Below are 26,965 nucleotides of genomic sequence, written 5' to 3' on the forward strand. Positions count from 1 at the left end.
CTAACTCCAAAAAATGACTTTCCCATTATGTAAAATAAACTGGTTCTATGATTAAATAGAAGGTAAAAGGTGAAGGAGAGAACAACATGGCAGCACAGACTGATTACAAAAAACTAGTTGTCGGCATCCTACTTTCACTGGCATTCGCACTGTTTGTGTTCTCTTTTTCTGAGAGACATGAAAAACCGCTTGTTGAGGGAAAAAAGCAGGAAAACTGGCATGCTGTCGTCGACAAAGCCTCTGTCAAAATTTATGGCAGCCGACTAGTTGAGGAAAACAAATTAAAGCAAAAACTCGGCCATAAAGAAGCCGATTCTATTTTGACCCTTCTGAAACTCGCCAACGAAAAACACATTACACTATAAAAAAGAAAGAGCCCGGAGGCTCTTTCTTTTTTAGTCGAATATCGTTTTCTTGTCCGGATGGCGCAAAAAGTCAAACAGCATGCCGAGCTGTGAGGGTGTGTTTCGTTTTGGAGAAAGCGGCGGGAGTCTGTCTTCCGGAAAAAAAGCGGCATGATTCGTCTCAATCCCTGCTTCCCCCTGTCCGCCCGTAATGCTGCATGCGATGAAGATTTTATAATAGTGATAAGGCTGAGGGGGATGGGAGTGCTTATGGCTGTCTAGCACGGCAAGCAATCGAGACGGTTCTGTATCATACCCCGACTCTTCTTTGATTTCCTTGACGACGTTTTCAGCTGGCGATAAACCAATCTCGCAAAATCCGCCCGGCAGCGACCACAGCTCATCATGCTTCTCCCGGACTAGCAAAATCTGATTCTCTCGAAATACTGCGCCGCGCACATCCGCTTTCGGCGTCGGATAGCCGCTCTCCCTATTCCATAAATCAGTGATAACTTCCAAGTCCGTCTGTGAGTAATCCGCCATCATCTCCGCGCTGAGCTTCATCAGCTCTTCGTACCTCTCCCTGTCGTACACATCCTTGGAAAAAGTAAGCCCCGCCTGTGCTATAGCCCGAATCCGCTGTGCCCGTTCCAGCCATTTGGTTTGCACTTTTATCACTCTCCCCTTCACATTATTTGTCACTATAAAAAAGCACGCTTCTTCCCTGATGAAAACGTGCTTTTTTTAATCTATTTTTCTAATTTTATCAAATAATCTTTATTGTATTTTGCGCTTTCTTCAATTCTATCACTTCTAGTATCTGTTAAAAAAGGGTTGTACACTAATGTGTAATTTTTCTGTTCTCCTTTGGGTATTACATAACTAACTACTCCTGTCACCTTTTTTCCTGACGCCAGATTCCCCCCCAAAAACATTTTTCCTTTATCCTCCAATGAAATGACTGAGCGAACTGATTTATTCTTCTTGTCTTTCAGATCTAATCCTAATCGGCTGTATTCCATTGAACCTTTTCCAACGTATTCTAGGGTCACTTCTATAATTAACCGCTCTTCATTACCTTTTAGTGTTTTTATTTTATCAGATTCTTTTCCACCCAAATCTCCATATTGGCCATTCTGTTCACGATCCACTTTATTCACCGTGAAATTAATATCATTTACTTTAATTGTTTCTCCTATTTTATGTATTTGATCATCTTTTTTGATCTTCGGCTCACCGCCTTTTTTCAATTCCTTATCAAGTTCCTTTTCAAGCTCTTCTTGCGATTTTTTCTCTTTCGGTTTTTCCTTCTCTGATGCATCGCTCGATTGGCTGCACGCGGAAAGTGAAAACCCAATCACCAGTACAAATAATAGTAATAAGACTTTTTTCATGATTGTTCCCCCATCTAAAGTAATCGATTTCCATTATAATCATATATCCCCTTTCCCTAACAGGTAAGAAAGTAACGATTATTTCTATCTCATTCATCACAAACTTACTTCTTCCTAGTATTTGAATATTTTTTACTAGTCCATTAGACCTTTTCATCAAAAAAACCCGAGCTGGCTGAAGCCGGCTCGGGCGGGAGGTCAATCTCGCTTATTCATTCCTCTTTTCTCTCGTGGTTCCTGATGATGTTTTTGGTGCTCGGGAGGCTGTGTCGTGCGTTCCATCTCCTTTGTATCTTGTCCCATTCCTTTTAAAAAGGAAAAGAGCAGTGTAATTGATTTGTTGATTTCCGGGTCTTTGAGCGAGCGGATAATATCAAAATATCCTGTCTTTTCTTCGCTGTTTTTCTGTTCTACAGCGCTTGCCACACCCGCATTCACTTTTAAAATGAGAGGCTCCAGCTGTTTCACGTCCAGCATGCCGAGCGTCCCAAACAGAAGCAATAGATTTTTCAGCGTGTTGGCAGTTTCCTCTGTATCTGCTTTTTTCACCAGGATATCAAGAACTTTATCCCCTTGGCCAAAAAGGCCGCGGAGCAACGGCAGGACACCGCGCTCGTTCATATGGCCCAGCATATGCAATGTTTCGAGAATCGCTTCTTTGTGATCGACTAAGGCATCTTCAATTTCCCGCAAATCACGCTTTCGCTGATCCTCTTCGGTTACCTGGATTTTCTGAATTCGTTTAATCGCTTTAGCCATTATGCCCAATCCCCCTTTTCACTGCGTCGCCAGGGAAAATATAATCCTTCCGCGCCCATTTCTTTTGAACCTGCACACCGATTTGCGGCTGCGGATTGCCGTTGCGGTGATTGATCTTAGGCAGCGGGTTGATTCCATCGCGCTTCAAAATTTCCATCTTGGCTGAGGTTTCTTTGTAAGCTGGCGTATCGGTATCCTTATCGGCATGGCTGCCTGTTAACAGGTTGATCGCCGCTTCCCCTGAATCGTTCATTGGCAGATACACTTCCTTCCCTTTGACACGATCAGTCATCACACACTTCACTTTAACATTGCCAAAAGGCGATGCGAGTCTGACGAGGGTTCCGTCCTGAATCCCTCGTTCTGCCGCAAGCTCAGGAGAAATTTCCAAGAACACTTCCGGTGTTTTCTCCGAAATCCCTTTCGATTTGTAGGTGAGGTTCCCTTCGTGGAAATGCTCTAAGAGCCGTCCATTGTTGACGTGAATGTCATATTCCTCACCGAACTCCTCAGGCTCTGTCCACTGAACGGGGTAAAGAATGGCTTTTCCATCCGGGAAAGGGAAGCGATCCGTAAAGAGTAAAGGCGAATCCTTTCCATCAGCGCTTACAGGCCATTGCAGGGAATTGTAGCCTTCAAGGCGTTCATAGGTGACACCGGCATAAATTGGCGACAGTTTGACTGCTTCCTCCATAATGTCTGCAGGGTGCTCATAGTGCCAGCCGGCGCCAAGCTTATTGGCTACCTCCATAATAATCTGCCAGTCAGGCTTTGATTCGCCCAGCGGTTCAAACACCTGATACAGCCGCTGAATCCGGCGTTCTGTGTTTGTAAAGGTTCCTTCCTTTTCAAGGCTCGGGCTCGCAGGAAGAATCACATCAGCAAACTCGGCTGTACGTGAAAGGAAAATGTCCTGCACCACAAAGAAATCAAGCTTTTCATATGCGGCGTGCACATGATTGATGTTGGAGTCGACAAGACCCATTTCTTCACCTTTTACATACATCGCTTTCAGCTGGCCGGAATGGATTTTTTCGATCATTTCGTGGTTAGTCATACCCGGCTCCTTCGGCAGCGGCACACCCCACTCCCGTTCGTATTTTTGGCGGACTTGTTCGTCCGTCACCTTTTCATAGCCCGGCAAGCTGTCAGGCATGCTTCCGAAATCGCTTGCTCCCTGCACATTGTTATGGCCGCGCAGTGGGTAAGAACCTGCTCCCGGTTTTCCATAGTTTCCTGTCACAAGCAGCAGATTAGAGATCGCCGTGCTCGTGTCGCTTCCTCCAATATGCTGTGTCACGCCCATCGCCCACAATGCGCACACACTGTCAGCTTGCCCAATCATCTCTGCCATCTGGATAAGGGTCTCTTGATTGATCCCGGTTTTCTCCTCGGCATATTCAAGTGTGTACGGCGCCAGGCTTTTTACATATTCATCCCGTCCGTTCACTCTTTCCTGCAAAAAGCGCTCATCAGCTTTGCCGTTTTCAATTAAATATTTGGCGATCGCATTCAGCCAGACGATATCCGATCCGGCACGCGGCTGGACAAATAAATCGGAGCGCTCTGCCATTTCGTGTTTTCTGATATCCGCGACGATCACTTTCTGCCCTCTCAGCTTATGGGCCCGTTTAATGCGAGTGGACAAGACTGGATGCGACTCAGACGTGTTCGAACCAATAATCAAAACAAGGTCGGCTTGTGCGATATCTGTTATTGAGCCTGAATCACCGCCATAGCCGACTGTCCGAAACAGGCCGGCAGTCGCAGGAGATTGGCAATAGCGCGAGCAGTTGTCCACATTGTTTGTGCCAATGACTCCTCTGGCCAGCTTTTGCATGAGATAGGATTCCTCGTTCGTACATTTAGACGATGTAATAAAAGCAAGTGAATCCGGTCCAAACGCTTCTTTCAATTCCGTGAACTTGCTGGCGATCAGCGATAACGCCTCCTCCCACTCTGCTTCACGAAAATGCTCGCCTTCTCGGATCAGCGGCTTTGTCAGACGTTCTTCACTGTTGACGAAATCCCAGCCGAACTTTCCTTTCACACAAGTAGAAATGCCGTTGGCCGGCGCTTCCTCTTGGGGCTCGACTTTCAGAATGTCTCTGCCCTTTGTCCAAACATCAAAGCTGCAGCCGACGCCGCAATAGGTGCAGACTGTTTTCGTTTTTTTGATTCGTTCATCACGCATAGCGGATTCCATATCAGAAATAGCGAGAATTGAACCGTAGCCTGTCTCTACGCCTTTCGTGATCTCGATCATCGGACGCAGCGATTCGTTATTGATGCCTGTTAAATATCCGGCTTCCCCTTCCATTCCTTTTTCCATCATCGCGTTGCACGGACAGACGGTTGAACAATGGCCGCATGACACACATGACGACTCATTGATCGGCACGTCGTTATCCCAAATGACGCGCGGGCGTTTCCGCTCCCAGTCAATGGTCAGCGTTTCAGTGACCTGAACGTCCTGGCACGCTTCAACACAGCGTCCGCACAAAATACATTGATCTGGATCATACCGATAAAACGGATGGGATTCATCCTTATGGTATGGCTTGTGATCAAACGGAATGCTTTGGTGATTGATTTTCATTTCCTTCACCGTATTATGTATTTCGCATCCCCCATTGTTGTAATCGCAAACTGTGCAATAAAGCTCATGATTATATAAAATCTTGTCCATTCCGATCACCTGCGCTTTTTTTACGTCAGGTGAGAGCGTATCAATGACAGCCCCATCCTTTAATTCAGCGGAGCACGACCTCTTCAGCTCACCATTGATGCTGACGATGCACGTATCACATGTTTCAATCGGCCCTAAGCTTGGATGATAGCAAACTTGCGGCACTTCAATCGAGCTGTTATTCAAAAGCTGCAGCACCGTCTGTTCCTCTGACGCTTCCATTTCAACGCCGTTTATTGTGATTTTTTTCTTGCCAGCCATCTCCATTCCCCTTTCTTGCTATATATACCGAATTACCTATTTCAGTTCCCTTACAACAACTCAATAAAACATACAAAGCGCACTCACATGTTTTGTTGCAAAAACACGGGGAAACGGAATGGTAGATGAATAAGGAGGGATTAACATGAAAAAGACAATGTCTGCTATAACTGCGGCAGCAGCAGTAACAAGCTGTTTTACCGGCTTTGGGGCTGTGTCCTTTTCAGCACCGGCAAAGGCCGCAGCTCAAACAAATACACTCTATGAAAACACAAACCAATCAGCCGCTGAGCTCGTCAAAAACCTTTACAACACCGCCTACAAAGGAGAAATGCCTCAGCAGGCGCAAGGCCTTACCATTAACAAAAGCACAAAAGGAGATGTCCATGCTGCGTTTGGGGAACCGGAAAGACCAGTCGGGGGAGACAATCGATTTGATTTATATCACTGGAATATGGGGCAGCCGGGCTACGGATTTTCCTATCATAAAGACATGACTATTTCAGAAATCCGCTATTTTGGAACCGGTGTGGAACGGCATCTGAATTTAGGCGGTGTTACGCCGGAAGTGCTGCAGAAGCAATTAGGCCCAGCGAATCGAGTGTTGACCGTCCCGTTTACCGATGAAATCGACTATGTATATGACACAGGCCGCTATGAACTTCATTTTGTAATAGGCACGGATCAGACAGCCGACCATGTAAACCTAAAAGCAAAATAAACACCCTAGGCGGCTAATCCAGCCGCTTTTTTAGTGGACAAATAAAAGATATATTTCTTACAATACAGGGAGATGAAGAAGAGACGGGGTATCAATTCGCAATGAAGCGAAATCGATGGATATATGCAGCTTTCACCATACTGATCATGGGGCTCGGGCTTGGATCCAGAGCATTCGCCAGTGCTCTTCCTGATTCCCTCAATACTTATCTGGGAGACTCGCTGTGGGCCGCCATGATCTTTACGGGATGCGGATTTCTATTTCGGAAGCTGAAGACAATGAAAACGGGCATTATCAGTCTTTCTTTCTGTTTTGTCATTGAATTCAGCCAGCTCTATCATGCCGAATGGATCGACCAGATTAGGGATACTTCTCTTGGCGGGCTTGTACTGGGGTACGGTTTTTTATGGAGCGATATCGAAGCATATACAATTGGAATTGCAGCCTGTGCCGCCATTGAACTGCTCGTTTTGGGAATCAAAAAGTGACGCTTTTTTCATGTAGAAAACAGCCCGCATTGAGAAAGAATGGTCTTCGCATCCAAACGTGTGGCCTCGCTTATCGTGATATGATGTTGATTCATAAATGACTGAACGGCATGATATCCAACCGCATAACCTGCAAAAGCCGATAAACCTGCAGGCTTAAAACCTTGGTCTTTAGCAATTGGATCACCAAACATATAACGGCTGACTTCCGAAAAGCCTTTCACATCCAGCACCTCATTGATCACATCAATGGAATACTGCAAATCCTCATGATCAAAACGAGTTATCCAAGGGCCCAATCGTTCTGTGCCAAATAGCTCTCGGGCGAATGATTCGGCCAATCCTTCAATCACAAGATAATCCCCGACACTTACAGAGCCATGATCAAAATCAGTATACGAAAACCGCACATTATGATGAAACTCATGAGCAATAATGGAAGGAATCCTTGGCAGGTTATAACTGTTCGGATGAATCCATACATGAATAAAGCCCGGTATCCCGCCAAACCCGCAGTAGCCTTTTTGCAGCTGAAGCTTATTTGGATCGGCGATATAAAGGCCGAATTTGATCTCCTCTGCATTCACCCGCAACTGTTCGCGCTCAGCAAAAAGGATGCATTGTCGAAGTGCAGATTCCGCTGTCTCTGAAGCATGTGATTCCTTCAGTATTCGCAGTGCTTTCTGCCCGATTTCAACATCACGGACATCCAAATAGCCAAGCATTTTCGCAGCCATCATCACATCATAGCCGTTTGGCTCCTTCGCTTTCAGCGGAACATGGATGGCGGCCCACATCTTTTCAAACGGACTCATCATCGTATACCGAAATTCATCCTTTCTTTTTTGTTCTTCCATTAAAAACAGCTTTTCATATTGCTCAAAGGTCTTTTCCATGACAAGATTCATCTTGATCCCTCCTTGTCAAAAACATACGGTATGACGCAGCGTAAGGGTCAACAGGAGAAATTAAGCCATTTTTCACTGTAAAATCATACAAACCCGCCGATAGGTAAGGCATAGGAGGTGGAACCATGGATATTCCTGCTTTATCGGTTGCGATGCATCAAGCATCCCTTGCCCAGAATGTAAATATCGCTTTAACGAAAAAAATGCTGGACACCGCCCAGCAAAATGCCGATCAAACCTTAAAGATGATTCAGCACCCGACTCTCGGACAAACCATTGATGTAAAAGCATAACCTCACACCAAAGGCGGCCAAGAACTCCATCCTCCCGGCCGCCTTTATTGTTCACAAAAAAGCATGCATGTTTTGATTGTTCCTCCATATGATTTATTGTTTGCCATATTAAGGAGGTCATAAATTGAAAAGACTGTTTATGAAGGCTTCATTGGTGTTATTCGCAGTAGTATTTGTTTTTGCCGTCAAAGGTGCACCCGCAAAGGCGGAAACCCATGCCTACGATGGTAAAAGCCCTTATTACAATGATTGTGCGTCCAGCGGCTCTACAAAAAAATCCTCAAACTTAGTGAATGCCAGCAATCAAGTCATTGGAGTAGTCGAGCTTAAATTCAGCAGTACATGTAAAACGGCTTGGGCAAAAATCACGATGAATAATACATTGACGTCAGGCTTTGAAGCAAATGCGGAGATTACCCGGAACACGGACGGAAAAAGATATAACTGTGATTCTACAGGCGGCAACGGAAAAGCGGTCGCCGGCCAAAAATCTTGTTATACACCGATGGTATATGATTTAGATCCAAGGACTTCTTACGCTTTCGGCAAGTATTCAGGGCCGAACTTGAATGTTTGGGCCACCACAGGCTCTTATTAAATAGAAAAAAGGCTGTCCATACGGGCAGCCTTTTCCTACTAATTTGCTTCTCTTTGTTTTTTAACCTCTTCAAGCTGAGAAACTGTGACCAATTGATAACCTTGATCGGTGAGCTTTTTCATAATTTCATCGGCCGCATCAGCAGAGGTGCGGTAAATATCGTGAATCAAGATGGTTCTTCCATCTCCCGCCTGGCTCATGACACGGTCAACGATTGTTTTTTTGTTACGGTCTTTCCAATCTTCCGGGTCAACGTCCCATAATGCGACATCCATTTTCATTTGACTCCGCAGTTCATCATTAATGCCGCCGTATGGGGGTCTTACAAGCGTCGGGCGGTATCCGCTTATTTTTTCAATGATGTTTTGCGTGTCATTGATCTGCTTTAGCGCTTCTTTCACTGGAAGCCTTGTGAGAAGCGGGTGGCTCCACGAATGGTTCCCCACCTCATTTCCTTCTTTCAGCATTCTGATTAGCGTTTCCGGATAATATTGAACCCTGCTCCCCAAAACAAAAAACGTGGCATGCCCCTTATATTTCTTCAAGGAATCCACAATCTGATTTGTTGTCGCAGGATTCGGCCCGTCATCGAAAGTAAGTGCAATGACTTTTTGATTTGGATCAACCGTTTCCTCTTTGGGTAAAGAAATCACTTCATGCTTCGGCTTTTGTTCTTTGATTTTATTTTTATTTTTTGCTTTATCAATATATTGTTCTTTCAGAATGTCTTTCAAAAGACTTTTCTTAATGGCAATTGATTGCTCTCCAAGATAGCCTGCTGCAACCTGATATGTATCAAAGTAAAGTTCAATATAATCTTCCTTAATGGCAAACCGGCTGAAGTTATCTTTTTTCGGAGCCGTCCCTTCCTTTAACAGCGCATCGTCCGCTGCAATGTCTTTATTCTTTTTCAGCTCGTGATAAGCGATTAACGAAAGCTTGTGTAAGTAGTCAGCGTCCTCTTTGAAAATATCATCAATGGAAAGAAACGCTTGTTTACTAAAATCATAGTTAAACGTTTTTTTCACGGTTTGACCGTGTGCGCCCCCGATATATTTATATTCATTAAATACAATCGCCACTGTCTGTTTGGCATAATGGACAATTTTATAATCAACATTTAATTCGTTGCGCTTAGTCGTATGCTCTTGGTCAACGTTTTTTGTTTCCTTTTGAAATTGGCGAACCTCTTTTTCTGCGAATCTTTTTAATACCGAATCCATTTTTTTATTTTTGAAAACGGGATAGTTTACCGCGTAGTTAAACGTTTTCCCGTCATTGACAAGCGTTGCGATCTCAACATTCCCATACTGAGAATCAGTTCTTACTTTATTCATGACAATTTCTTTTTTCAACGAATGATTATGGAAAAAGCCGATAAGGCCCACCACAATTACAACTGCTATTAATACATGAAACCATTTGATTCTTTTTACTAACAACAAAAACTCCTTCTTTCGTAGCCATTTCGATTTATTCTTCATCAGTTAGAACTGTATCTGTTCAGAAACACTATTGTAATATTTCAGTAACATTTATTTCACATTTGTAATACTATGAGATTTAGAAGTTCATGTCAATCCTTTTTAAGGAATTTCGTCATAAAATAAACCGGGTTTCATGAATGTACATACACCCAACTTAAGCATCAAGAATATGGTAAAAGGAATAAAAAAAGCAGGGAGGTTTTCCTCTTGGATTATCCTTTGAATGAACAGCTATTTGAACAAATGACACCTTATGATGAGAGACAGCCTTATTTTTATCCGCGTCCGAGACCGCCATTTTATCCGCCTTATTATTATCCAAGACCGTACTATCCGTTTTATCCGCGTCCGCCTTACTATTACCCGCGCCCGCGGCCTTACTACCCTTGGTACGGTTACGGCGGAGGTTATGGCGGAGGATTCGGCGGCGGTTACGGATATTAAGCGTCGCTTGCCAAAATGGGGGCAGTCCAGCTCCCCATTTTTTTTATTAAAAATGACAATATCATGACAAATATAGGAAACAATTGTGATTCCATAGCCCTCTTGTTACGATAACTAAAGCATGCAGTTTTGGGGGAGGCGTCTATTTTTTGGGGAATACAAGAGATTCGGCAGCCATATCTGAAACGAAATACATAAAAGTTTCGAACCGGGTAACCATTTACGATTTTATCAAACTTGCAAAACCCGGCATTATCATATCAAACTCGATAGCAGCCTTTGGCGGATTTTGGATCGCGTTTGCAAGCGCAGAAAAACAATTAACCGGAATGGCTTTTTTGATGACAATGGTGACAGCAATGTTGGGAACCGCGTTTGTGATGGCTTCCGGCACTGTCTATAACAACTATTTTGATCGGCATATGGATGCAAAAATGGCACGCACTCGCAGCAGGGCCTCGGTCACAGGGAAAATGCCGCCAGCCATGATCCTAACATATGGCACTGTGTTAGGAATCGCAGGTCTAGCCATGCTTTATTCCCTCAATCCATTAACGGCCCTTCTCGGACTGGCCGCCTTTATTTTTTATGCGATCATCTATACAGTATGGGTGAAACGAACGTCTGTGTGGAGCACATTTGTCGGGAGCTTTCCTGGAGCTGCGCCGCCATTGATGGGGTATTGTGCCGTAACCGGAGATTTCAGTATGGCAGCAGTGCTGTTGTACACGATTATGTTTTTGTGGCAGCCCCCGCATTTCTGGGCGATTGGGATAAGACGCAAAGAGGAATATCGTGCGGCTAGCGTTCCGCTTTTGCCAGTAGTCAAAGGCAATCATGTAACAAAAATAAAAATGATGCAATATATTGCCGTCCTGGTGCCGATCACGCTATTATTTCCTTTTTCTCTCGGCACTGGCCATATGAGCCCATTTTATTTCTTAGCCGCCTTGGTTCTTGGGGGCATATGGATCAAAAAAAGCTTCAAGGGATTCAAAACAGACGATGACGTGAAGTGGGCAAAGGATATGTTTGTCTATTCGCTCATTTATTTTTGTTTGCTGTTCTTCATCATGATGATTGATTCATTTGTGATGTTTCTGATCAGATGATGCAAAAAGAGCCACACATTAATGTGACTCTTTTTTGTTTGGAAAGACAGCCTCTAATAGAAATGTCACAGCAAAAAACACTGCCATGCAAATCAAAAACCGTACGATTTCACTCAAAATCCAGCTATCAGCAATGCGCATGCCATCGGTTTCTCGGAGGGTTGCGCATATTGAAAAAATCATGAGTATGTTTTTTAGAGTTTCTTTGTTCATGAAATACCATCGCTTTCTTGAATAGGATGACTTAAAAGCAAAATAAATGATCAGGTCAGTCAGCCAAATATAAAACATGCCGCCATCGTTGCATGTTGATGTTTTTTTGCAGCCCATTGCAAAGTTCAGCAAAACAGATGAAAATCGTTCAGTGATTAAACAGATCTTTTGCGATAGACGAAGCGGAGAAAAGGCCGAACCGTCTGCTTCTGTACTTTCTCCTACTATCAATACGAACATTTAAAAATTCAGTAACAATTAGCAAAAAGACTGCCGTCCCCCAGCCTACTTTCGGGTGTTACTAAAGTACATAAGTAAAATCGCTAATATATGATTCTCCAATCCATAAACCCGAACGCTTTTTCCATCATCAGGTATTATAATCCAAACACAAATAAAAAAATAGACTTACGTTCGAGTTGCGTGAAAGAGAAATTGCAAGAATAACCCAGAGGGTGGTAATATATTGTTTGATTTTCCCATATTTAGATTTGGAGGTCACACAAAAGTGAAGGGAATATTTTTAGTTGTTCAGCTTGGATTTTCTATTATGGTATTTCTGTTTTTAGCCGCTGTTAATTGGTATCAAGGAAGCGAGCTTGTTTCAGATCGATTTGATTGGAACTATACTGCTAAAATCTCAAAACTGCTTAATGGAATGGATACCGTCAGCAGCCACAAACAAATTTCACAGCTTGATTTTTTCATCTACTCCGCTAAACACTACCCTGTAATGAGTACGTTAATGATCATCTCTTTCTTATATGTTCTGGCCGCTCTTTTTTTACTTATATACTCAGTCAAATGCAATAAGCAAGAGATTCATGTTAATAATCCCTGAGGTTTTCGGAACTTCTTGCTCAATCTTACGTATATCCTAATAGGAGGGATCAAATGATGAAAGAATATGAATTCGTAAGAGTTGAGCTGAGTACGATGAGAAGAAGGCCTAAAGAAGACTACCAGCAAATCATCCATGATTATGCGAAAAGAGGCTGGAGATTCGTTCAGATTTTCGCGCCCAGTATAGATGGGTATGGGGCAGCTGCTTATTTTGAAATCATATTTGAAAGAGATGCGGAAAAAGCTTAATCGATACGACTAAGCTTTTTCGTTTACCCTATATCTGCAATCTATACAATTTCTGCAAATTCGGCATCACATGATTTGGCTAAATCTTGCGGCGCCAACTTTATCTGCATACCGATTTTCCCTGCACTGACAATGATAAAATCAAGCGTTTCTGCAGATGCGTCAATATAGGTCGGGAACAATTTTTTCATCCCAATTGGTGAACAGCCGCCGCGAAGATAGCCAGTTACCGCTAATAGCTCCTTCATTGCAATCATCTCTATTTTCTTTTCCCCTGTCACTTTTGCTGCCTTTTTTACATCTAACTCTTCTGCTACAGGCACAACAAAGACATAATATTGTTTAGTTCCTGCTGCTGCCACCAATGTTTTATATACATACTCCAAAGGATAACCGATTTTCTCCGAAACAGAGATGCCATCTGCCGGCTGGCCGTCTGTTTTATACCCTAATAACTCATAAGTAATGTTCTGCTGTTCAATTAGACGAACCGCATTTGTTTTTGCCATTTTTTTCGCCATCGTTTTCACCCACTATCAAAGTAAATGTAATCTTCTTTCTTGCAGTTAATATGTAAATTCTATCATCCTAACCTGCATTTTCAAGGTTACTAGCATTGAATCAACGAAAGGACAAATTGATTATACCGGACGCCTATAGCTCATTATTAATCAACATGAAACAAAACAGGAATGAACGAATGACAACCACATACAATTTGTATGAATGTAAAAATAAGGAGTGGTTGCTTTGTATCATTACTTGTATGGTCCTGCGTTAATTCCTTACTCTTCACATACTCATACTCCTCAAAGAAGTCCAGACTTTTCAGAAAGACAGCGAAGAAGAGAAATCACATTGACTGTAGACGGCATTATTCCCCCATCTTCCTCCGAGGATCTCGGCGACGGCTTTTATTCTTACGCATGGACGAACCAGCAGGTCATCAATCCAGGCGAATACCTAGTTTGTCATCTTGAAGGAAGGGATATTAATGTGGTAAATGGCGGGTTCACTCCGCGTGATACTGCTCCATTGTATGCGGTAGCAAGCTTTCCAAGACGAAGAAACCAATGGGTCATTATCATTCATAATCCTGTTCAAACCCAAAGAGCCCTATCGCTTTATTTGATTGCGAAAAGGTAGCACAACATGTTATCAGAAACCCTGCATTCAGCACAGAAAAACGGGTAGGAACACTTTGACATCAGCATTTTCCTACCCATTTTGGTACTGGGCTAGCTCTCACCTATCAATCCCCCTCAAGTTCCTCATCTTTTTCTACTGCCAAGGTACCAGAGAAAATTATTATATGTTATTATGATTTCCAGTAAAAAGAAAAGAGGATTAGATATATGGTTCTCCTTGAAACGAATCGATTACGATTACAAACAATTGATATTCCCCTTCTCGACGCCGCGTCTAAACAAGATCATCAAGCGATCAAAGACTTAGGATATGAAACAAATGGTGAATGGCCAAATTCTGATTTTTTTGAAGCGCTACCTTATTTCCGTGAGATTTTAGTGAAAAACAATGGAACAAAAGGATTTGATTCATGGATTATTGTAAAGAAGGACAGTCATGAAATTGTTGGAGGAACTGGATTTTTAGGTGATCCAGACGAGAATGGCGTGATTGAAATCGGTTTTGCGACAAATAAAAGTCATCGCCGCAAAGGTTATTGTGTGGAAGCCTGCCAAGAACTAATAAACTGGGCATTAAGCCAAGAAGCAGTGAACCGGATTACCGCAAGATGTGAACATGATAATCTAGGATCACAAAAAACTTTGGAAAAGCTAGAGTTCACATTGAATCATAAATCAGAGGATTATATGCATTGGATATATGTTACAAAGTAGAGGCGTAATTACAAAAGCAGGCTCAGTGCCTGCTTTTGCTGGATTATTTACCTCTGTGCTTCTTTTTCGCTTTTTGCTTTTTGAGCATATACCTCTGCTCTTTTACATGTTCTCGTTGTTCTTTCGTTATTTGTTTTTTCTTTTGCTTTCTTGCATCAAGCTCTAGTTTTATTGCCTCTTGAGCTTTTGAAGTTACTCCGGCATTTTTCACTTCTTTTGAAACCTGACGCTGCAATCTTTTTGGATTGATCTTTTTCTGACGTCTGCCTTGTAAACGAACTCCTTCCTGCTCTGTTTGGGCCATCATATTCAAGAGTTGGTTATGAACAAACGCCAGCACTTCAGAATCCTTCGGCTCTTTGCCAAAAAGATGACGAAAGGCTCTTAGCTTTCCATTGTTCACAGTTTCAACAACGCCTACCCAAAACTGACCATCATAGTAAACCGTTAATTTCATAACGATTCCCTCCTCATAAAAGATACGAAAGAATGATGGACATCCCGAGGAGGGGAAGGTTACTGACATGATCAATCATGCATCCGGACTACCAACCGAATCGTGTTTTTTCATTCTTTACCTTATACAGAAAATAGTGTAGCATTTCTTCTCCGACTATTAAACTCTTATTTGATTTAGATCATCGCTGAAGAATAGGCGTCTTCACTCGCAAATGTATTTCTCAAGCCCTGCCATGTTACAGATGGGAGAAGATACATTCGGCATACCCTTCGAGTTTAAATTCTCCAAAACCATGAGGCAGCAACATATGATCTCCTTTTATGAAGGGATAGACATACTCACCAGAGATCATATGGCCCTCCCCTTCAATCACACTGATAAGAAGGAATGGTTTTTGTTGCTTTAAGCTTGCTGATCCTGATAACTTCCATTTCCCCACCGAAAAGTAAGCGCATTCAATCAATGTCGTTGTAAGCAAATCCTCAATTTGTTCATGATGAACCGTTTGCCGCTCTGGAATAGACGGGACCTCTATCACTTCGATGCTCTTTTTCAGATGAAGCTCGCGCAGCTTGCCTTCTTCATCTTTTCGGTCATAATCATATAATCTGTAAGTTGTGTCTGAATTCTGCTGCGTCTCTAAAGCCAGAATCCCTTTTCCAATCGCATGAACAGTGCCGCTTGGCACATAGAAAAAATCCCCCGGTTTTACCTTTACCCGGCGCAAGAGCTCTTCCCATTTTCCACGCTTTATCATGGCAATTAGTTCTTCCTTTGTTTTTGCATTGTGGCCGTAAATAATCTCTGCATCTTTTTCGCAATCAATAATGTACCAGCATTCAGTTTTTCCAAGCTCACCGTTTTCATGTATTTTGGCAAATTCATCATTGGGATGCACCTGAACAGATAAATCCTGGTCAGCATCTAATATTTTTGTAAGCAGAGGAAAACGGTCCCCTTCAAGCTGTCCAAATAAATGTCTGTGATGTTCCCATAATTCGCTGAGCGTGAGCCCCTTATACATTCCGTTTTGAACAACGCTTTGACCGTTTTGATGCGCGGCAAAAGCCCAGCACTCCCCTGTTCGTTGTGACGGAATGGTATAGCCAAAATCAGCTAAAGCGGTTCCGCCCCAAATTCTTTCTTTGAAAACAGGCTTGAAAAATAACGGTTCAATCGTCATGAAAATCCCCCCGCTTTATTCGATTTCTTCCAGCAGTTTGTATGCCTCTTCTGTTGTTTGCACGGAGAGCAGGCGCTTCCTATAATTGTCATCCATTAGCTTTCGAGATAGCATCTGCAATATTTTCAGATGCTGGTTCCCTCCGCTCTCTTTTGGTACAGCAATCATAAAGATTAATTTAGCTTCTGATCCATCCAGACTGTTCCAATCAACGCCTGATCTTTTGATCCCAAAGGCAACGCTTGGCTCCCTAACCGCCTCAGACTTTCCGTGCGGAATCGCGATATTCATGCCAATCGCCGTTGTTCCCTGTTGTTCACGATTCAAAATGGATTGTTTAAACCCGCTCTCTGAAAGCAGCGCACCTCTGCGGGACAATTTTTGAATCATTTCCTCAATGATGTCATCCCTCGTTTCACCCGATAAATTTGGTTCAATTAATTCCGGGCTGATAATGTCTGTCAATTTTTTTATCTCCGCCATCTCAGCTTTTGGGCTTTCGACTTGAATTGGCTGCTTTATTTCGTTTGCTGCCGCAGCTTCACTTGGCGCAGAGGACGGTACAGTTTCACTGAGCACAGGAGATGCCGTAATATCTTTTTTTAGGACATTGACGAACAGAGCGGTGACAAGGGAACCTGCAATCACAGCAATAAAAAACATCAAGACATGATCAACTGCGCCAAGCACTGCAACAATAGGTCCGCCGTGTGCCACTCTGTCTCCCACATTGCCAATCATGGCTATCACAGAACCTGTCATTGAGCCTGCCATAATACTTGGAATGACGCGCAGAGGGTCCTGCGCCGCAAATGGAATCGCTCCTTCAGTAATGCCGAAGAGCCCCATCGTAAATGCCGCTTTCCCCATTTCTCTTTGGGATGTCTCGAATTTTCTTTTTCCTAAAAACGTCGCAATGCCAAGGCCAATCGGGGGGATACAAATGGCGACAGCAATTGGTCCCATAATTTCATAATTTCCTTCTCCAATCATTGCCGATCCAAACAGAAATGCGACCTTATTTACGGGTCCGCCCATATCAAATGAGATCATCGCACCTAAAATCAATGCCAGAAGGATCGAGCTCGAGCCTTTCATTCCCGCCAGCCAAACCGTTAATGAGGCGAAAATTTGAGCTACAGGCGCACCGATCAAAAATACAAACGCTAAACCTACAATCAGAGATGCAAATACCGGAATAATAATAATCGGCATAATCGGTTGGATGGCTTTTGGCACCTTTACTTTTTTTATCCATAGTGCAGCATATCCGGCCAAAAATCCGGCAATGATTCCCCCAAGGAATCCGGCGCCGCTTGCGCTGTCATAAAAACTGCCAGTCGCCGCAATATATCCGCCGATCATCCCTGGCACAAGACCCGGTTTATCAGCGATGCTATAGGCGATATAGCCGGCTAAAATCGGAATCATAAATGAAAATGAAGCACTGCCGATCTGTTCAATCGTTTTCCAGAAGGAGTCATCCGGAATAACTAAACCTTCAGGTGTTTTCTCCCCTCCAAGCGTTAATGCAACCGCTATCAATAATCCGCCGACGACAATGAAAGGAACCATAAATGAAACGCCGTTCATTAAATGACGGTAAATAGGATTTTGCTTCTTCTCCTGGTGATTGCCAGATTCCGATTTTGCAGCGGAACGATAGACCGGCATATCCCCGTTAAGAGCGGTTTGAATCAATTCTTCCGGTTTGCGGATGCCGTCCTGTACCCCGACAGACAGCAGTTTTTTGCCTATAAACCGGTCTTTGTTTACCGAGCGGTCTGCAGCAATAATGATTGCGTCCGCTTCGCGAATTTCCTCTTCGGTTAGCTTATTTTCGACACCAATTCCCCCCTGGGTCTCAACTTTGATGCTGACGCCCATTCTGTCTGCAGCTTTTTGCAGATTTTCCGCTGCCATATACGTATGGGCGATTCCGTTCGGACAAGAAGTAATCGCTAACAGTTTCATAGGAAACCTCCTTTAAAGTGTGAATAATAAGATCTTGTCTCAACTGTATACCGAAATCAGCACTTAAAAATCGCTTTTTTTACCATAGGTTCCGGAAATAAAGGCACTTTTCCCTATAACAAAAAAAAGCAAGGAATAATCCCTGCTTTTTAATAATCCAAATGAGATAAAAATGACATGACATTGGTTTCTTTCGTCAGCTTTTGGACAAAGGCCGGCTGCTCGCTAAGATATGAGAGCTCGCTAAACAGCTGCTTTGTCATGGTTTGATCCTCGTGTTTGACAGCCAGCATAAAGACAAGCGAAACTTTTTCATTTCCCCATTCAAGCGGCTCCTTTAATGTGGCAATCGCGATTGCTGATTGTTTAATAAATTTAGCGTTCGCATGAGGAATGGCAATGCCTGACCCAATGTTTGTCGCCGACATTTTTTCCCTCATCACCGCATGAACCGCATAGTCCTTTTCAACATAGCCTTTCTCAAACAAAGCTGTCGCCAGCTGTTCAATTAACTTGTAACGATGCTCCGCCTCCTGCTGCAAAAAAACCAAAAAAGGAGTCGTATTGTTCAGCATCTGAAACGTTTTTTGTTTTTGGCGGTGTGGTTCGCCCAGTTGACGTATAAATGCACTTAATTTCTTCTCTTCGCCTGGTTCTAAAAGCGGAGACACTACAATATGGGGGACCGTTATATTCTCCAGCGCAATGGTGGATATGACAAGATCGATATCCTCATGCTTTTTGATATAATCCTTTAAATCGGCCTTTGCAATACATGCCATTACAGCGATTTGGTGATATTTCCGTTCAATTTTCGTCCGCAGCAATTGTGACATCCCGATTCCCATGTGGCAGACGACGATCGCCTTTTTATGTGCCTCGCTGCTGCACTGCATCCGTTCGATGGCTGCTTGAAAATGCAGTGTCAAATATGCTGCCTCTTCCTCAGGAATATGAAGATCAAATGTTTGATTGATGTCTTCCAAAACGTCAATGATAAGATGAAACAAATAAGGGTACATCTTTTTGATGTCATTCAGCATAGGATTTGATACTGAAAGATCGTAGCTCAGCCGCTGTAACACTGTATTGAGATGAATGTTCAAACCATTGATCAAATCAACGTCTTTGTGAAAATCCATCATTTTCAGCTCTGAAACACGATTGATTAAATGCGCTACAACCTTAGGAAGCACAGCATTTTCAAAGTTTTCTTCTTTCTGTAATGGATAACGAACCTTACCGCCCAATATATGTAATGTTAAATACACGGCTTCTTCTTCTGGAAAACGGATTGCAAAAACCGGTTCAAGCCGTTGCAAACAAGCAAATGTCCATTGATATTCTTTCTTCTTTTTTACTGCCGCCATTTCTTTCGGGGACAACGAGATCGGCTGCTTCATTTTGATGCGGCGGACCATTAATAATGTATGCAGCAGCAAACTCTCAAACGTTTCATCTGTGAAATAGAGAGAATGCTTTTTTTGTAATGATTTGATTTCTTTCGTCACAAAGTCTATTTCATAATGTAAAAACTTACTTTTAATAAATTGGCTCGTAAACTCTGTATTGTGAATCAAATCAGATATTCTTGCCAATGCTTTTCTTTTATTTCTTTCGTTCCCTTCAACCTTTAATCCAAGCCTCTGCCTAGAAACCAGAGTGAGATCAAAACGCTTCAGCCACTCTTCTACTGCGTATAAATTCTTTTTAATGGCAGATCGATTGACAAAATGCCGAGCGGCAATTTCTTTTGCGGAAACAGGCTTCGGATTCATTAATAAATCATAAGCAATTTGCAGCATTCTTTCTTCATCGCTCCGCTGCCTAGAAGAAAAATGTTCAGTATGTAATTGTTGGCTTAGCCAGGTCCTTTCCTGTTCTTCTATATGTAAATAAACGCCCAACCCTGGTTTTCGAATAAGCTGTGCATGAGAATGCTCATTGAGATAATCCTCGATCACTTTCAAATCATTCCGGATCGTTTTTTCAGAACACTGTACCCTATCTGCGAAATCTTGCACAACTAAATAGTCATCAGGTTCAGATAACAACAGATACAAAATCTCTTTTTGTCTTGAATTTATGTATTCCATCTGTTTTTCTATCCTTCCTGTCAGTATCCACTTGAGCAAATTCATAGTATAAGTATACTATATAAGAAACCGTTTACATTATAAAATAAAATCATAGAGACAAAAGTTTTGTTTTTTACCGAAGCTTCCGGAAAAAAGCGAATTTATGATTTTGAGTTAACTGCTAGAAACGACCTGATTCTGTGATGTGATAGTGTCAGCTTAGTATACGAAATAAAAAACGGACACCAACCAAAGTACAGCGTTCTCTGTCCAGTGATCAGTATCCGCAGACCTTCCATCTCGGCATTTTTTTACGGCCCGGTTCCACAGTCTACTTTGTATTTACCGTTTGATGCTTTTTTTGAATAGCATAAGTGAGGCGTTTGTCCCGTTTCATCTTTCCAATCTAGCCAATTCACGTAATAAAGACTCCCAGATTCATTGTCAGCTTCTTTTTGGAGAACTGCAAAGTAGCTTTGGTAGGGATATCCTCTTTTATAAATTTCGTGTCTGATTGCTCCTTTTTCAGAAGCAGCTGTAAAAACAACAGGAGATAGAACAGGTAGTGCTATCAATATAACTATAAGTGCTGCTACAAGAGAAAGGATAATTTGGGTTTTCTTTTTCATTTTTTTCTCCAAGCTTTTAAACTTATTATGAATAATATGAATTTAATTCTCCGCATGATATTGTTGGCGGAGTTGGACAACAATCCGCCAACAACTTTCCGATTCTTAGTTTTTGAATGTCTCTTTTGAAGACGCCTTTTTAATCATTCACATTGCTTTTCATTAACCATTCTACTTCCGTTAATTCTTGTTTTTGAACGTCTATTGTGTGTTTTTTCGTAAAATGGGTTTTCACAGCTTCTTCGTTTTCCCAAATCTCCCAAAGCATTATTTTACGTTCTGATGGCTCAAGCGGATAAGCATGGAATGTAATACAACCCTCTTCTTTGTTCGTTTCTTCCTCAAGTTTTTTGAATTCCTTCATTATCTCATTAAGGTCTTTATCACTGATGATTTTTAAACATGCCGTTATGTAATGCATCGAAAATCCCCCTCCTATCATTTTATGGCTTTTCATTATAACATTTTCTTGAAAAATGCAGATGCCATTTATAAATCATTAGACGACTTCGAGTGCCTTTTAGACCACTTTCTATAAAATCTAAAGCAAGCTAAGGCGGTCCTTTTATGACCCTTTTTTATCCAGAACCGGAAACTGGCGTATATATAATGTTTACTTACTCTTAATTTTAAATCGTAGTTGATCAGACCCTTGAGGTAAAATCTGTTAGTGTGGTATTCCCGTAGCCTTTAATGTTTTTCATATTTGTTGTCATAGCCAAAACCCAGGCATGGTACTCCTTCTATCAGAATCTTTGCAACAACTCCACAATCATATGTAGTCTCTGAAAAAAACATGAATAATGACACTTGAAATCTACATCTGCTTATAGATTACACTAGGATAAAGCCTAAAAAAGAAAGGTTGATGGGTTTGAACTTATATTTAGTAACAGCCCTTGTCATATCAGTATTATTAAACGTAATTTTATGTATTCAGCTAGGAAAATTCAGAACAAGTCGATTTTCCAAGTGGAAAGAAAGCACAGAAATTAACACTCCATATGCTGCGTTAGTCTGGGCTTTCCTTGCTATAACAATTGTTTTGAGTCTTATAGGTTTACTGGCTGGTGTAAGTGATTTATAAATGTTGTGATCATTGTAAATAGGCATAACAACATTTTTTCTATTGGTATAAAGCCCGCCTTATATAAGATGGGCTCTTTTTGCGTGGTAATTTGCTTTTATCGCAGTAGACCCCACAAATGACTCAACGAGGGCTGAATTTAAAACAATACCAGCCTTAAAACCTACAATGGATTCAACTTATAACGTGAATAAACTTCTCTATAGAAATATCCTTCCGCTTTATCTAGATTTAGTAAAAAAGTTCTTCTGCGTTAAAATAATAACTGGATAAGGGAAACATCATTTCTTATACCATTAGACATATTACGGATTGCTTAATTTTTATATAACTGTTGGAAACAGTTTTTCCGCCTGCGATAATTAGATAAGAGGTGAAATCAATGAATGATATAGAATTTTTAGAGTCCGTGTCGCAACTGGGACAAATAATTTTATTGTTCTCCGGCTACGCCCTTTACTGGAAATTAGGTAAAATAAAAAAAGAACGGAAACTTACAAAATATGAAACTTTTCTTAGATTCTTTGTAACGTTCGGCATATTTGCATGGGCACTTTCGTTTCTTGCTTTGCATTTGTGGTAACAATCTTCTGTCGATATTTCATTAATTATATCGAATTTTTTTAATCATTAATTAAACTCCCTTTTTTTAAAAAACGGAAGAGTATCACTTTTTTTGACTGTGTAAATGCCCCCAGAAGCTTTAGACGCAGATGATAACAGTTTAGATGTTGTCTTTCCTCCCAGCACCTTTAATTCTGACTCAATGGCTGACTTAACTTGGTTCCATCTGCCCTCAGCTAAAATGCGGTGCAGGCAATCCTTTCCGCTTCTGTTCTGATGTTTACGGACACAATCAATTCCCCAGCCGCGCTCTTTAAGCAGCTACGCCACAAACTTGATAGCCAACTTTTCAGCAGTGTAGTATTTAGCGCCTCCTGACTTGCTATAACAAATACCAACACCAATCAAATTACGGTTCCCGGGACCATTAGGAATAGATTCAAAACCTTTTATAGGTACTTTATCTAAAAGCGCAGGCTTTGGTAAAGTTACTGGCCGAATGTCTGGAGATAATAAAGTCCTTTGGAGATTAGATTATGACCCTGAAAAGGGACCTCATATAAATGTTGAGGATTATAGAAATGGAAAAGGAGATAAAGCAAAGAAATTATATACCTTTTAACGGAAACGAAGAAACTTATAAATCACTTTTAAAACATTTAAATAAATAGGAAGTGTTAATATGACTTTATACGAAGAATGTCTAGAAGCTCTTGGAAATGACAAAGAAGTCCTCACTATTTCTGAGACACGTAAATATCATGAACAACTTGGTGAAAGTTTCCCCTTCACATCATGGGGAAAAATTAAATGGGATGAAGTAACTTCTCACAGATCTATTGATTACGCTGAAGATATTGATGAATGGTTAATTGAGAATAAAATAGATGATAAAACTGTTATTCTCCTTTGGGCTTACGGTGATATCCAGCTGTAAAAACCAGCTTAGACAACGCCTTAAACGTAATTGATGATGTAACTGCTGTAGGTTCCGATACTTTCATGTTCAGCGAATCTGGTTATGTTATTGAATTTTTCCATGATGGAGATGTAACAATAGGAAAGGCAATAGGAAAATAATAGCCCTGCTTAGTTAAGAGGATCAATATGAATTTAGAGAAAAAAATGAAAACTATATCAATTAAACGAAAAAAACTTAATCTTAATGATGACTATGGAATTCAAAAAAGTTGGGATGAAATAATTGAAGTTCTCTCAGAAAATGAGGAAAATACAATTAGCTATCTAGAAAATTGTAATAAAGAAGATTTATATTGGATCAATGAAGTATTTGAAGATTTAGCTGAAGGTTTACAAAGTAAAGAACTTATTAATTGTTTAAGAAAATTAGATGAAAAATACCCTGACTTAGAAATGACAAACGATATTGATATAGCAGAAAGCTATATAGAATAAGATACGCACCATTTCTCAGATTTGAAGTTAACATTTCTTGGTGGTGATAAGTAATGATTGAAATCGAAATTCCTGAACCTGTATTTCAATTTCTAGGAGGAATTTTTTATCAAGGTATAGAAACTCCAGAGTCAGCACTGAACGAATACTTAGAAGAGATTTCAAAAGAAGAGCAAGAAACTGATATAGCTGCATTAAAAGATTTTATTAACAGTGATTATTCGGATGAAGAAAAGAATGATTTTATCGATGAAGCTGCTGACGGAGTGGACATCCGTGGTTACGGAGTATCTCCATTAGTATGGCTCGATCAAGTTATTCAAAAAATAGAAAAGAAGATTGAAACCTTATAATCCATTAAACCTAGCATAGAAACAGAGCTGATTTTGAATTCACTTCAAAATCAGCTTAGAAAACTTCCGCCCCCAACCCGTCCCCAACTCGATGAATGATGGCAAAATCAATAAATATGCAAAGTAAAAACCCTTGCTACGCAAGGGTTTAAGCTATGATTCCGACTGGGCTCGAACCAGCGACCTCTACCCTGTCAAGGACGAGACACGTATTCTGACTAATCTTTAACAATCCTAAAAAATCGCCTAACCCTTGTCACATAAGGGGTCATGGGATTTAGTTTCCTGATTAATATTTGTTATTACTAAGTAGTTTTTAAAGTTTTTGTGACTCCGATGTGACACCATCGGCCAGCTACACAACTCGTCTGATTGACCATTAGCTATGGAGTAACAAAACGGAACTCCATCTTTTGCTCTCTTTTAACCGCACATTTTTGAATGAGGACAGGATTAATTTCCGTCCTCTAATTTTTGCATCTTGTTACATGTTGGCAATTTTTGTTCTGTTTTTTCTGAATTTGTGGTAGAATCATAATAAATAAGTTGTCCATGAGCCATATCTCCCTAATTTTAACGGGATGAGGCAGGTGATATACCATTGATGTCAATTTATGAATCTATCATGATAATGATTAATTTTTCTGCGCTATTGTTAAATGCATTGGGTTTATTTGTGTTAATTGGAAACGAAAAATAGACCTCCCTTGAGATTGGAAGCCTGAAGGGATAGGTCTATAATGAATTACTTATGAGCATACGGCTCATGGGCAACTTTTTACCGGGGTGTTGGTAGCACCCTAGTTTTTTATTATATGCTATACAATGTGTATAGCATCTGTTATAAACAGATTATAACATATCTCCAATGAAATGCATTACATAATATATTTGTTTTTTTATTTTTTTTATTTTTTCGTGTTTTTATATTAATATTAAAAAAACACCTTCTCTCTCCCTCTTCTATTAAATAAAATCATATGAAATGCATTACAAACCCTATAACTTTAAGAATACAATTTGTTTTTTATTTTTTTATTTTTTCGTGTTTTTATATTTGAATTAAAAAAACACTTCCGATTTAATTAAAATCAAATGAAATGCATTACAAATCTTATAAAACTTTAAGAATACAATTTGTTTTTTATTTTTTTTTATTTTTTCGTGTTTTTATATTTGTTTTTTGGGGTGACATATTATGTCGCTTACAGTATGACTTGATAGCTGCTTTGAAGTAATCTTCCAAATCCATTGGCGCCCCTCCTTCTCTCTCCTTGTGATAACAAGAATACCCATCCATATTTTAACACACTGCATAAAAAAGACCCCCAAGGGAGTCTAATTCTTAATAAATCTCATCTAATAGTTTTTCACTTAAATCCTTAAATTTCCCTTCATCTTTCAGAGCATTAAGGAGCGCAATCACTTTCTTTTCTTTAATTCCAAGAACTTTAGACAAGATATCACGCACTTCTGCAAAATCAGGAACTTTCTCATTATGTAACTCCTGACTTGAAATGCCTTCAATCTCTTTTCGATATTGTTCTGGTGGCTGAGGACTATTTAGAATACGATCATTTAAGACTGATAAAACATATTCCAATTCTCTTCTTTTCTCACTATAAATATTATGTTGAATTAACCAATTGGAATAAGGGTATCTTGGATCATCCAGTTTTGCATTACTGAGCTTTAAGATTTGCCATTTAAGATCTTCAATTTCTCGTTCAAGTAGTTCAACTTTTTCTTCTAATGGATTAGTCATTTATAGCCCTCCTGTGAATTATAGAAGTATCCAAAGTACCCCTTCAACAGCTTCAGCTATCACTAATGCATCTCCTGAATCTAATTCTAAATCATTTACTAGATAGTTATAGAGTTTCTTTCTTACAGTATCAACAGCTAAATCAGGTATTTTTGCAATGTAATCAAGCTCGTCCGCAATATCATCGGCATGCTTTCTAAATGCTTTTGCAGCACCTTCATCTAACCAACCAATAATCTTTGAGACCACCCATGAGCCACTACGAATTCCTTGAGCTAAGGCTCTTACTGCCGCAGAAACAATTTTACCTTTAATACCTTGAGTAGTGAATTCTCCACTAACCTCTTGATTTTTCACCTTAACACTTTCTTGTAGTAGAGTTGTGTAAGCGTATGTATTAGCAATAGTTACATTTTGCTTCACTGACTCTTCTTTTTTAATTTCTTTTGCGCTCGCAAATGGTGCAAAAAGTGAAACTGAAAGGGCTACTGAGGATAAAGCCAATATACTTTTTTTGAACATACTTCACAATCCTTCTTTCTCTTTATTTTTCTGAAACTATTATCAATATTATCAAAAATTTGTAAAATTAAGGATAGTGTTTTTCTCACCTTTTTGTTCCCCTCATTTATGCCCATGTATATCTGTTTCGTTCCCCACTTCTGGAGAAACGATGGTACAGACTGAACTGTCGTTTGTTGGTTTCATTTAAGTATATATACTTAACCAAAGGGTCTGATTCAGCATGAACAATACCTTGCCAGGTTCATAGTGAACCTCACAAATTTCTT

29 protein-coding genes and 4 pseudogenes are annotated in these 26,965 nt (G+C 40.7%); 16 read left to right on the plus strand and 17 right to left on the minus strand.

Annotated elements, in window-relative coordinates; all coding sequences use genetic code 11:
- The first annotated feature begins 86 nt into the window (after positions 1-86).
- Positions 87-365, plus strand: coding sequence for a hypothetical protein (locus ACQXR1_RS18550; RefSeq protein WP_040083402.1), 279 nt, complete (start codon positions 87-89; stop codon positions 363-365).
- A 30-nt stretch (positions 366-395) separates the two neighbouring features.
- Here the strand turns inward: ACQXR1_RS18550 and ACQXR1_RS18555 are convergent, their stop codons facing one another.
- The 4 genes from ACQXR1_RS18555 to fdhF form a co-directional block, all read right to left on the minus strand.
- Entirely contained in the window at positions 396-1,022 is a 627-nt protein-coding gene (locus tag ACQXR1_RS18555) for an NUDIX hydrolase (protein ID WP_430772637.1), read from the minus strand.
- 71 nt (positions 1,023-1,093) lie between these two features.
- Positions 1,094-1,738: a DUF4352 domain-containing protein gene (locus ACQXR1_RS18560; protein ID WP_040083404.1), complete on the minus strand. Its 645-nt coding sequence runs from the start codon at positions 1,736-1,738 to the stop codon at positions 1,094-1,096.
- A 198-nt stretch (positions 1,739-1,936) separates the two neighbouring features.
- Positions 1,937-2,497, minus strand: a complete 561-nt coding sequence (locus ACQXR1_RS18565; RefSeq protein WP_430772638.1) for a DUF1641 domain-containing protein — start codon at positions 2,495-2,497, stop codon at positions 1,937-1,939.
- Positions 2,490-5,447: a formate dehydrogenase subunit alpha gene (fdhF, locus tag ACQXR1_RS18570; RefSeq protein ID WP_430772639.1), complete on the minus strand. Its 2,958-nt coding sequence runs from the start codon at positions 5,445-5,447 to the stop codon at positions 2,490-2,492. Before fdhF ends, ACQXR1_RS18565 begins: the two co-directional genes overlap by 8 nt.
- Before the next feature lie 145 nt (positions 5,448-5,592).
- Between fdhF and ACQXR1_RS18575 the strand changes: the two genes are divergently transcribed.
- Complete coding sequence (locus ACQXR1_RS18575) at positions 5,593-6,168, plus strand: YjgB family protein (RefSeq protein ID WP_430772640.1); 576 nt, start codon at positions 5,593-5,595, stop codon at positions 6,166-6,168.
- Between the two features lie 101 nt (positions 6,169-6,269).
- Positions 6,270-6,656, plus strand: coding sequence for a DUF2809 domain-containing protein (locus ACQXR1_RS18580; RefSeq protein ID WP_306289894.1), 387 nt, complete (start codon positions 6,270-6,272; stop codon positions 6,654-6,656).
- Between the two features lie 8 nt (positions 6,657-6,664).
- Here the strand turns inward: ACQXR1_RS18580 and ACQXR1_RS18585 are convergent, their stop codons facing one another.
- Positions 6,665-7,564: a DUF2268 domain-containing protein gene (locus ACQXR1_RS18585; RefSeq protein ID WP_071580531.1), complete on the minus strand. Its 900-nt coding sequence runs from the start codon at positions 7,562-7,564 to the stop codon at positions 6,665-6,667.
- 125 nt (positions 7,565-7,689) lie between these two features.
- Between ACQXR1_RS18585 and ACQXR1_RS18590 the strand changes: the two genes are divergently transcribed.
- Both ACQXR1_RS18590 and ACQXR1_RS18595 read left to right on the plus strand, forming a co-directional pair.
- The gene (locus ACQXR1_RS18590) at positions 7,690-7,857 is read left to right on the plus strand and encodes a YjfB family protein (protein ID WP_014476499.1); all 168 of its coding nucleotides are present in this window, start codon (positions 7,690-7,692) and stop codon (positions 7,855-7,857) included.
- Between the two features lie 124 nt (positions 7,858-7,981).
- Positions 7,982-8,455 (plus strand): YjfA family protein, encoded by a 474-nt coding sequence (locus ACQXR1_RS18595; protein ID WP_071580529.1) that lies wholly within the window; start codon positions 7,982-7,984, stop codon positions 8,453-8,455.
- 38 nt (positions 8,456-8,493) lie between these two features.
- Here the strand turns inward: ACQXR1_RS18595 and pdaC are convergent, their stop codons facing one another.
- Entirely contained in the window at positions 8,494-9,897 is a 1,404-nt protein-coding gene (gene pdaC / locus ACQXR1_RS18600; RefSeq protein ID WP_430772641.1) for a peptidoglycan-N-acetylmuramic acid deacetylase PdaC, read from the minus strand.
- Between the two features lie 252 nt (positions 9,898-10,149).
- On the opposite strand from pdaC, the gene cotT reads away from it, so the two are divergent.
- Positions 10,150-10,386, plus strand: a complete 237-nt coding sequence (gene cotT / locus ACQXR1_RS18605) for a spore coat protein CotT (protein ID WP_069149406.1) — start codon at positions 10,150-10,152, stop codon at positions 10,384-10,386.
- A 121-nt stretch (positions 10,387-10,507) separates the two neighbouring features.
- Positions 10,508-11,498, plus strand: a pseudogene (gene cyoE / locus ACQXR1_RS18610) (heme o synthase).
- 18 nt (positions 11,499-11,516) lie between these two features.
- Here the strand turns inward: cyoE and ACQXR1_RS18615 are convergent.
- The gene (locus ACQXR1_RS18615; protein WP_430772642.1) at positions 11,517-11,951 is read right to left on the minus strand and encodes a hypothetical protein; all 435 of its coding nucleotides are present in this window, start codon (positions 11,949-11,951) and stop codon (positions 11,517-11,519) included.
- A 268-nt stretch (positions 11,952-12,219) separates the two neighbouring features.
- Between ACQXR1_RS18615 and ACQXR1_RS18620 the strand changes: the two genes are divergently transcribed.
- On the plus strand, positions 12,220-12,552 hold the full coding sequence (locus ACQXR1_RS18620; protein WP_014663588.1) for a YjdJ family protein: 333 nt from the start codon (positions 12,220-12,222) through the stop codon (positions 12,550-12,552).
- A 56-nt stretch (positions 12,553-12,608) separates the two neighbouring features.
- Positions 12,609-12,803 (plus strand): DUF4177 domain-containing protein, encoded by a 195-nt coding sequence (locus ACQXR1_RS18625; RefSeq protein WP_003232825.1) that lies wholly within the window; start codon positions 12,609-12,611, stop codon positions 12,801-12,803.
- Between the two features lie 41 nt (positions 12,804-12,844).
- Here the strand turns inward: ACQXR1_RS18625 and ybaK are convergent, their stop codons facing one another.
- Complete coding sequence (gene ybaK, locus ACQXR1_RS18630; RefSeq protein WP_430772643.1) at positions 12,845-13,324, minus strand: Cys-tRNA(Pro) deacylase; 480 nt, start codon at positions 13,322-13,324, stop codon at positions 12,845-12,847.
- A 229-nt stretch (positions 13,325-13,553) separates the two neighbouring features.
- On the opposite strand from ybaK, the gene ACQXR1_RS18635 reads away from it, so the two are divergent.
- Positions 13,554-13,949: a hypothetical protein gene (locus ACQXR1_RS18635; RefSeq protein ID WP_069838970.1), complete on the plus strand. Its 396-nt coding sequence runs from the start codon at positions 13,554-13,556 to the stop codon at positions 13,947-13,949.
- Positions 13,950-14,158: 209 nt separating this feature from the next.
- Positions 14,159-14,665, plus strand: coding sequence for a GNAT family N-acetyltransferase (locus ACQXR1_RS18640; RefSeq protein WP_430772644.1), 507 nt, complete (start codon positions 14,159-14,161; stop codon positions 14,663-14,665).
- A gap of 43 nt (positions 14,666-14,708) precedes the next feature.
- On the opposite strand, the gene ACQXR1_RS18645 is transcribed toward ACQXR1_RS18640, so the two are convergent.
- The 7 genes and pseudogenes from ACQXR1_RS18645 to ACQXR1_RS18675 form a co-directional block, all read right to left on the minus strand.
- Positions 14,709-15,191, minus strand: coding sequence for a YjdF family protein (locus ACQXR1_RS18645; RefSeq protein WP_081483611.1), 483 nt, complete (start codon positions 15,189-15,191; stop codon positions 14,709-14,711).
- 169 nt (positions 15,192-15,360) lie between these two features.
- Entirely contained in the window at positions 15,361-16,308 is a 948-nt protein-coding gene (manA, locus tag ACQXR1_RS18650; protein ID WP_430772645.1) for a mannose-6-phosphate isomerase, class I, read from the minus strand.
- A 15-nt stretch (positions 16,309-16,323) separates the two neighbouring features.
- Complete coding sequence (manP, locus tag ACQXR1_RS18655; RefSeq protein WP_430772646.1) at positions 16,324-18,282, minus strand: PTS mannose transporter subunit IIABC; 1,959 nt, start codon at positions 18,280-18,282, stop codon at positions 16,324-16,326.
- A gap of 149 nt (positions 18,283-18,431) precedes the next feature.
- On the minus strand, positions 18,432-20,378 hold the full coding sequence (gene manR, locus ACQXR1_RS18660) for a mannose transport/utilization transcriptional regulator ManR (RefSeq protein WP_430772647.1): 1,947 nt from the start codon (positions 20,376-20,378) through the stop codon (positions 18,432-18,434).
- A gap of 293 nt (positions 20,379-20,671) precedes the next feature.
- Positions 20,672-20,989, minus strand: coding sequence for a hypothetical protein (locus ACQXR1_RS18665; RefSeq protein ID WP_430772648.1), 318 nt, complete (start codon positions 20,987-20,989; stop codon positions 20,672-20,674).
- Positions 20,990-21,128: 139 nt separating this feature from the next.
- Positions 21,129-21,446 carry a putative quinol monooxygenase gene (locus tag ACQXR1_RS18670; protein WP_080487977.1) on the minus strand — a complete coding sequence of 106 codons (318 nt, stop codon included), beginning with the start codon at positions 21,444-21,446 and terminating at the stop codon, positions 21,129-21,131.
- 1,275 nt (positions 21,447-22,721) lie between these two features.
- A pseudogene (locus ACQXR1_RS18675) lies at positions 22,722-23,069 on the minus strand (N-acetylmuramoyl-L-alanine amidase); the annotation flags it as partial.
- On the opposite strand from ACQXR1_RS18675, the pseudogene ACQXR1_RS18680 reads away from it, so the two are divergent.
- The 5 genes and pseudogenes from ACQXR1_RS18680 to ACQXR1_RS18700 form a co-directional block, all read left to right on the plus strand.
- Positions 23,050-23,311 (plus strand): annotated as a pseudogene (locus ACQXR1_RS18680) (hypothetical protein); the annotation flags it as partial. The pseudogenes ACQXR1_RS18675 and ACQXR1_RS18680 overlap by 20 nt on opposite strands.
- An 11-nt stretch (positions 23,312-23,322) precedes the next feature.
- Positions 23,323-23,720, plus strand: a pseudogene (locus tag ACQXR1_RS18685) (hypothetical protein).
- Between the two features lie 27 nt (positions 23,721-23,747).
- Complete coding sequence (locus ACQXR1_RS18690; RefSeq protein WP_430772649.1) at positions 23,748-24,056, plus strand: hypothetical protein; 309 nt, start codon at positions 23,748-23,750, stop codon at positions 24,054-24,056.
- Between the two features lie 53 nt (positions 24,057-24,109).
- Complete coding sequence (locus tag ACQXR1_RS18695; protein ID WP_430772650.1) at positions 24,110-24,409, plus strand: contact-dependent growth inhibition system immunity protein; 300 nt, start codon at positions 24,110-24,112, stop codon at positions 24,407-24,409.
- A gap of 604 nt (positions 24,410-25,013) precedes the next feature.
- Positions 25,014-25,109, plus strand: coding sequence for a putative holin-like toxin (locus tag ACQXR1_RS18700; RefSeq protein WP_394803909.1), 96 nt, complete (start codon positions 25,014-25,016; stop codon positions 25,107-25,109).
- Between the two features lie 645 nt (positions 25,110-25,754).
- Here ACQXR1_RS18700 and ACQXR1_RS18705 read toward each other — a convergent pair.
- Together ACQXR1_RS18705 and ACQXR1_RS18710 are read right to left on the minus strand one after the other, a co-directional pair.
- Complete coding sequence (locus ACQXR1_RS18705) at positions 25,755-26,174, minus strand: hypothetical protein (protein WP_064815005.1); 420 nt, start codon at positions 26,172-26,174, stop codon at positions 25,755-25,757.
- 18 nt (positions 26,175-26,192) lie between these two features.
- Positions 26,193-26,696 (minus strand): hypothetical protein, encoded by a 504-nt coding sequence (locus ACQXR1_RS18710; protein ID WP_430772651.1) that lies wholly within the window; start codon positions 26,694-26,696, stop codon positions 26,193-26,195.
- Positions 26,697-26,965: the final 269 nt, after the last annotated feature.

It is taken from the genome of Bacillus sp. ATD (genome assembly GCF_050585765.1).
Taxonomy (GTDB): Bacteria; Bacillota; Bacilli; order Bacillales; family Bacillaceae; genus Bacillus; species Bacillus stercoris.

Excerpts from the sequence above, each read along its gene's own strand:
- ACQXR1_RS18550 (WP_040083402.1), top strand. The coding sequence starts at position 87 with ATGGCAGCACAGACTGATTACAAAAAACTAGTTGTCGGCATCCTACTT.
- ACQXR1_RS18560 (WP_040083404.1), bottom strand. The coding sequence starts at position 1,738 with ATGAAAAAAGTCTTATTACTATTATTTGTACTGGTGATTGGGTTTTCA.
- ACQXR1_RS18565 (WP_430772638.1), bottom strand. The coding sequence starts at position 2,497 with ATGGCTAAAGCGATTAAACGAATTCAGAAAATCCAGGTAACCGAAGAG.
- fdhF (WP_430772639.1), bottom strand. The coding sequence starts at position 5,447 with ATGGCTGGCAAGAAAAAAATCACAATAAACGGCGTTGAAATGGAAGCG.
- ACQXR1_RS18575 (WP_430772640.1), top strand. The coding sequence starts at position 5,593 with ATGAAAAAGACAATGTCTGCTATAACTGCGGCAGCAGCAGTAACAAGC.
- ACQXR1_RS18580 (WP_306289894.1), top strand. The coding sequence starts at position 6,270 with ATGAAGCGAAATCGATGGATATATGCAGCTTTCACCATACTGATCATG.
- ACQXR1_RS18585 (WP_071580531.1), bottom strand. The coding sequence starts at position 7,564 with ATGAATCTTGTCATGGAAAAGACCTTTGAGCAATATGAAAAGCTGTTT.
- ACQXR1_RS18590 (WP_014476499.1), top strand. The coding sequence starts at position 7,690 with ATGGATATTCCTGCTTTATCGGTTGCGATGCATCAAGCATCCCTTGCC.
- ACQXR1_RS18615 (WP_430772642.1), bottom strand. The coding sequence starts at position 11,951 with ATGTTCGTATTGATAGTAGGAGAAAGTACAGAAGCAGACGGTTCGGCC.
- ACQXR1_RS18625 (WP_003232825.1), top strand. The coding sequence starts at position 12,609 with ATGAAAGAATATGAATTCGTAAGAGTTGAGCTGAGTACGATGAGAAGA.
- ybaK (WP_430772643.1), bottom strand. The coding sequence starts at position 13,324 with ATGGCGAAAAAAATGGCAAAAACAAATGCGGTTCGTCTAATTGAACAG.
- ACQXR1_RS18640 (WP_430772644.1), top strand. The coding sequence starts at position 14,159 with ATGGTTCTCCTTGAAACGAATCGATTACGATTACAAACAATTGATATT.
- ACQXR1_RS18645 (WP_081483611.1), bottom strand. The coding sequence starts at position 15,191 with ATGTCAGTAACCTTCCCCTCCTCGGGATGTCCATCATTCTTTCGTATC.
- manA (WP_430772645.1), bottom strand. The coding sequence starts at position 16,308 with ATGACGATTGAACCGTTATTTTTCAAGCCTGTTTTCAAAGAAAGAATT.
- manP (WP_430772646.1), bottom strand. The coding sequence starts at position 18,282 with ATGAAACTGTTAGCGATTACTTCTTGTCCGAACGGAATCGCCCATACG.
- manR (WP_430772647.1), bottom strand. The coding sequence starts at position 20,378 with ATGGAATACATAAATTCAAGACAAAAAGAGATTTTGTATCTGTTGTTA.
- ACQXR1_RS18665 (WP_430772648.1), bottom strand. The coding sequence starts at position 20,989 with ATGAAAAAGAAAACCCAAATTATCCTTTCTCTTGTAGCAGCACTTATA.
- ACQXR1_RS18670 (WP_080487977.1), bottom strand. The coding sequence starts at position 21,446 with ATGAAAAGCCATAAAATGATAGGAGGGGGATTTTCGATGCATTACATA.
- ACQXR1_RS18690 (WP_430772649.1), top strand. The coding sequence starts at position 23,748 with ATGAATTTAGAGAAAAAAATGAAAACTATATCAATTAAACGAAAAAAA.
- ACQXR1_RS18695 (WP_430772650.1), top strand. The coding sequence starts at position 24,110 with ATGATTGAAATCGAAATTCCTGAACCTGTATTTCAATTTCTAGGAGGA.
- ACQXR1_RS18700 (WP_394803909.1), top strand. The coding sequence starts at position 25,014 with ATGTCAATTTATGAATCTATCATGATAATGATTAATTTTTCTGCGCTA.
- ACQXR1_RS18705 (WP_064815005.1), bottom strand. The coding sequence starts at position 26,174 with ATGACTAATCCATTAGAAGAAAAAGTTGAACTACTTGAACGAGAAATT.
- ACQXR1_RS18710 (WP_430772651.1), bottom strand. The coding sequence starts at position 26,696 with ATGTTCAAAAAAAGTATATTGGCTTTATCCTCAGTAGCCCTTTCAGTT.